The 5,051-nt window shown below is 30.4% G+C and carries 6 protein-coding genes; 4 read left to right on the plus strand and 2 right to left on the minus strand.

Translation table 11 applies throughout. From position 1 onward, the window contains the following. Window positions 1-350: 350 nt before the first annotated feature. Together PND65_RS09445 and PND65_RS09450 are read right to left on the minus strand one after the other, a co-directional pair. Window positions 351-581: a CopG family antitoxin gene (locus PND65_RS09445; RefSeq protein WP_195376460.1), complete on the minus strand. Its 231-nt coding sequence runs from the start codon at window positions 579-581 to the stop codon at window positions 351-353. Then, window positions 578-862 carry a BrnT family toxin gene (locus PND65_RS09450; RefSeq protein ID WP_195376461.1) on the minus strand — a complete coding sequence of 95 codons (285 nt, stop codon included), beginning with the start codon at window positions 860-862 and terminating at the stop codon, window positions 578-580. The genes PND65_RS09445 and PND65_RS09450 overlap by 4 nt, the downstream gene beginning before the upstream one ends. A gap of 367 nt (window positions 863-1,229) precedes the next feature. On the opposite strand from PND65_RS09450, the gene PND65_RS09455 reads away from it, so the two are divergent. From PND65_RS09455 to PND65_RS09470, 4 genes are all read left to right on the plus strand, one after another. Further along, window positions 1,230-1,598, plus strand: a complete 369-nt coding sequence (locus PND65_RS09455) for a helix-turn-helix domain-containing protein (RefSeq protein ID WP_271991837.1) — start codon at window positions 1,230-1,232, stop codon at window positions 1,596-1,598. Window positions 1,599-1,603: 5 nt separating this feature from the next. Then, complete coding sequence (locus PND65_RS09460) at window positions 1,604-3,181, plus strand: hypothetical protein (protein WP_271991834.1); 1,578 nt, start codon at window positions 1,604-1,606, stop codon at window positions 3,179-3,181. 342 nt (window positions 3,182-3,523) lie between these two features. Continuing rightward, window positions 3,524-4,333 carry a replication initiation protein gene (locus PND65_RS09465; RefSeq protein WP_271991832.1) on the plus strand — a complete coding sequence of 270 codons (810 nt, stop codon included), beginning with the start codon at window positions 3,524-3,526 and terminating at the stop codon, window positions 4,331-4,333. 44 nt (window positions 4,334-4,377) lie between these two features. Next, entirely contained in the window at window positions 4,378-4,872 is a 495-nt protein-coding gene (locus tag PND65_RS09470; RefSeq protein WP_271991838.1) for an HTH domain-containing protein, read from the plus strand. Window positions 4,873-5,051 lie beyond the last annotated feature (179 nt).

Consider the following 5,051-nt stretch of genomic DNA (forward strand, 5'->3'; position numbering starts at 1 on the left):
AAAAAGGACTGGAGTTTCCATTTAAGGAATTCCAGTCCTTTTTTAGATCTAACTTTTAACTGTTAGACCCCCTTTTTATAATATTTTTTTGAAATATAGTAATTAAAATATAAGCATAGGGCCCAGCAAATTTCTATAATTGTTAGTAAGATGTAGGCTAATGAGTTTATAGGATAAAATCTTATAAAAATCGCATTAACGCCAATTAAAATATAAAAAGAAATTCTGCCAATTATATAACTTACTTTTTCCTTATGGATAAAATAATTATTAATTGATTCTAGTAAAGATTTAATAGATTTCACTTTTTATTACCAAACTTTCTATTCATCTATAGAAGAAGCAAAATTCTATTCCCATATCATTTTAATATGGCGTTTATTTTTCATACAGTCTTTTAAATACATGTTAATCAAAGTTTGATATGGTACGCCTACATTATCAGATTCTTGTTTAAAATATCCGATGATGTTTTCATCCAGATTAATTGTAATGGTCTTTTTCAATGACTTTGCATACGGATTTTTAACAGCTCTACTAAAGTCAAATTCTTTTTCTAAAAATTCATCTCTTTCTTTCATGGTTTTAAACTCCTTTCATAACCGGCTTTTTCATTTGCAGTAGCCCTTCTCGAAGAAATAATTCGAATGATCGATTCGTTGCGAATACAATGAACAACAAGAAGAATATTTCCTTTATCGCTGCAACCTAAGATACGAAATCTATCCTCATCTTCTGAATGCAGCTCATCATATTCTAATAATGCTTGCTCGTCGTAAAATACTGTTTGTGCTTCTTCGAAAGATACACCATGCTTTCTCTTATTGGTTTGGTTCTTATTTTCATCCCACTCAAATGTCATTATCATACCGCCTTATTTATATTTATAGTATACATATAAAATAAATATAAGTCAAGATAGGTTAGTGATTAATAGCTCCGTTTGTCGGCACGGAAGCCTACCCCTCAGAGAGCCTACGGAGTACGCATGCACTTTTGATGGTACGTCAAAAGTGCAAATGCGTTACTTTTGGAAAAAGTAACAAAACTATGGTATAATTATATATATCAAAATCAAAAAAGATATATATCAAAATTAAATTGATATATATATCAAAATAAAATGATATATACCAAAATTAAATTGATATATATATCAAAATTAAATTGATATATATATCAAAATTAAAAAGATATATATCAAAATAAATTGATATGAGGAGGTAAATATGTCTAGAATTGTCTATTTTTATGGTAATGAAGAAGAGGTTAAAGCGTTAGTTCATGGTTTTTCCTTTTACTATAATGTGAACTATGAACAAGGGAAAAATTCTTGGAAAATTGAAATTGTATCACCTAAAAAAGTTTCCGAGATACTTAATGGAATGCCCAATAAAGTAAAAAAAGCTATGTATCAAATGCTTAAGCCAAAATTTGCATCTTCTGCTTCATCTGGCAGAAAAAAAATAAATCTTCCGTCCAAAGAAGAACTTCAAGCAGAACGTCAATCTTTATCAGTTGCTCAATTAGCCAAAAAATATAACTGTTCTGTGACAACGATAAATCGACGCCTTGGATTGATTAAAAAGAAAGGGTGATGATTATGCCAACTGTATCAATTGCAAAGGGAAAAGGGTACGCTCGACATAACGATAGGTCCATTAAAAATAAATCATTTGATGAGCGATCTTGGAATCCAGAGCTATCTGCTCAAAATATCATTTATAAAAATGAGCCTATTCGAAGTGAATATGACAAAGTGTTCGGTGAAGCGTTAGAAAAATATAATCAACAACAGATTGAGAAAGGCAGACCAGACCGTCAAATCAAAAACTATTACGAAAAAATCAGTCGCTCGAAACAAGAAAAAACAAGCTATGAATTGATTATTCAAATTGGCTCAATGAAAGATAAACAAAATCCAAATGAATATGAGCGTATTCAAGCTGCATTAGATGAATTTAATCGTACATTTCAAGAGAAAAACCCTAATTTTCACGTATGCCAACAGATCACACATCGTGATGAAGAAGGTATGGATCATACACACATTTTATTTTTTCCGGTTTCTACCGGAAATAAACGAGGTCTAGAAACAAAAAATTCATTATCTGGTGCTTTAAAATCAATGGGATATGATCGTAATGGCTTCGATCAGTGGCGTGAATCACAGTTAAATTCACTTCGTGAAATCATGAAAAAGCATGAACTTGAGTTTGAATTGGGAGATGGGCGTTCAGAACATCTCAATGTACGTCAATATCGTGAGTTCAAAAAATACGAGACATTGTCTATTGAAAAACAAAACACCCTCTCAGAGCTTCAAAAAAGCGTTTCTGAGGCCGAAATTAAAATTGACGAATTAAAACATCAAAAAAATGAAATTGACGCTCAAATCGCTCAAAAAACGGCTCAAATCGAAAGTCTAGAATCTAGAAAAAACCTTATAATAAACAATCCGATAAAAACATTGCAAGATGATCTTAATCAATATATCGATAAAACAATAGCGATAATCGAAAAAAGGCCAAAAGAACCAATCGAACCAGATGAATATGTCAAATTACAAAATCATGAATATTTAGATGATTCAATGGTAACGATTAAGGGACTCTCAAAAAATAAAGTTGAAATGTCTCTTGAACAATGGAATGGTCTTAAAAATAAGCATAATAAACTTGTAGACAGATATAATGTACTTGTTGATGTCTATCATAAAATCAAAAAAGAATTGCATGATTTTATATTTTATAGAGCCGATCGAATGAGGACATTGATTGACAAAGTTGCGAAACATCCATACGTCAAAGAAATAAACATGGCGATTGATTGGAAAAACAAAGCGATAAAAGCAGAAGATAAATACGATCAATTAAAAAGATATTATGATTCTGATTTAGAAAAAGCTACTAGAGAAATTTCGAATAAATATAAAAACTTAGAAGCGGAATATGACAAGCTAAATGCAGATTATAAAAATCTTGAAGCTAATTTTGATGATATTATGGTTGGAACTGCACGATACATCCATTCAATTGATCCAGAACCTAGACATCCTCGTCTGTTAGAAGATTATGCAAAAACTGTTGATATCAATCGAAAAGCATTGATTTTAAATTTACCTAAAAACGAACAAATCAAATATAAAGGTTTTTCGAGAGACAGAGGTATTGAGAGATAGTACGATCAATTTAATAAAAATCAATTGAAGAAGTTAATGAAATGATCGATGAAATCGATTATGAATATGAACAAAAAAAGTGACAGAGTTTTGTCACTTTTTTTGATAATCCATAACACAGAATTTTTGAACAATTGTTCAAATTTAAAGGTGTAAAATAGAGAGAAAATTTATCAAAAATTCTTATTATCTTTTCTTTTAAAGTATCTTTTATTCTTTTAGGAAGAAAAAAAGCCTTTATTTATGGGCTTTTTGATGGTTAAAGGTGTATTTTTTTAATGTTAAAGGTGTACTTTTTTAATGTTTAAAGGTGTACTTTTTTAATGTTTAAAGGTGTACTTATTGAAAAATAATACGCTTTATTGTATGATTGTTTCTGGTGATTTTATGAGTGATTTTGATATTAAAAATAAAGTAGTTCAATCGAACGATTTGATTCAACTTTCAAAATGGAATATGAGTGTTGTTCCATTTAAAATTTTTAAAGCTTTAATTTCTTGTATTGATACTAAAAAACCTCCTGAAAACAATACTGTTGAAATTTCTAGAAAAGAACTGGGTGATCTGCTAGAAATCAAAGAAAACGACGAATACATGAAAAGACAAGTTAAATCTTTGCAAAAACAAATTGTAGAATTGGATTTAAAGAATGGAAATACTATGATGTTATCCATAGTTCCAAAGGTGATTTATCCAGCTAAACAATCTAATGACAATATACAATGTACCTTTTCAGAAGAATTGATGCCTTATTTAATCGATTTGAAAGAATTCTTCTTACAATACGATGTCGCAGCATTAAAAAAATTTAAATCCAAATATGGATTGATTCTTTATGAATATTTGCTTTCCAGAGAACGCCAAGAACGTCAGTCGGAACATAAATATTCGATTAGTGTTGAAAATCTAAGACGATTAACTGATACAGAAACAAAATTTAAAAATTTTAAAGAATTGAATCGTAAGGTGATTTCTCAAGCAGTGGTAGACATTAATGGAGCAGGTGTCGAATTTTTGGCTGTGGCAAAAAATAATGGTCGTCGAGGGGTTAAAGCGACACACATTGAGTTTACTCTTAGAAAACGAACTAGTTATAAAGAAACAGAATTTGATGTTGTAGATCATCCAGAATGGATTAGAAAATCAATTTAACACCCTCCCCCTTACATTAAAAAAGTACACTATTAAAACGAAAAATTTATTTATTGAGGTATATTATGGCAAAAACAATCAAACAAATAGCTGATGAATTGGGTGTTAGCAAGACAGCAGTAAGAAAGAAAATCGAAAACCTTGGTTTGCAGTCTAGTTTGCGAAAAAACGGGAATCAGTTTGCGATTGAAAAAGAGCAAGAAGAGCTTATAAAATCTACGTTTTCTCAAAATCAAACGAAAACTAAAAACGAAAACCAAGTTTGCGAAAATCGATTACTTATCGATTTAGTTTCCACTCTGCAAAAAGAGTTAGATGCCAAAAATGAGCAGCTGAGAAAGAAAGATATCCAATTAGCAGAAAAAGATAAACAAATCGAAGTTGCACAGAAGCTTGCAGATCAGGCACAACAATTACAAGCAATGGCAGAAAACAAAATTAAAATGCTGGAACAGAAAGAAACACCACCAGAACCAGTAAATGGTTCTCCGTCAATTGAATCTAAAAAAGGCTTTTTTGCGAGATTGTTTAGAAGGTAATCATTTCCATCAAATGAATCGAATCTTTAAAAATGTTATGGTGATGGATGATAAAAATATGTACAGAAGGCAAATGGTTGTAGCATAGACATAGATCGTTATAAAAAGAGGGTCTAACAGTTGAGTAGTTTTTGAACTACTTTGGACTATTAGTCCCTTTTTATATGTGTATGAACCCC

It is taken from the genome of Faecalitalea cylindroides (genome assembly GCF_028321995.1).
GTDB classification, from domain to species: Bacteria; Bacillota_I; Bacilli_A; order Erysipelotrichales; family Erysipelotrichaceae; genus Faecalitalea; species Faecalitalea cylindroides.

Excerpts from the sequence above, each read along its gene's own strand:
- PND65_RS09445 (WP_195376460.1), bottom strand. The coding sequence starts at position 581 with ATGAAAGAAAGAGATGAATTTTTAGAAAAAGAATTTGACTTTAGTAGA.
- PND65_RS09450 (WP_195376461.1), bottom strand. The coding sequence starts at position 862 with ATGACATTTGAGTGGGATGAAAATAAGAACCAAACCAATAAGAGAAAG.
- PND65_RS09455 (WP_271991837.1), top strand. The coding sequence starts at position 1,230 with ATGTCTAGAATTGTCTATTTTTATGGTAATGAAGAAGAGGTTAAAGCG.
- PND65_RS09460 (WP_271991834.1), top strand. The coding sequence starts at position 1,604 with ATGCCAACTGTATCAATTGCAAAGGGAAAAGGGTACGCTCGACATAAC.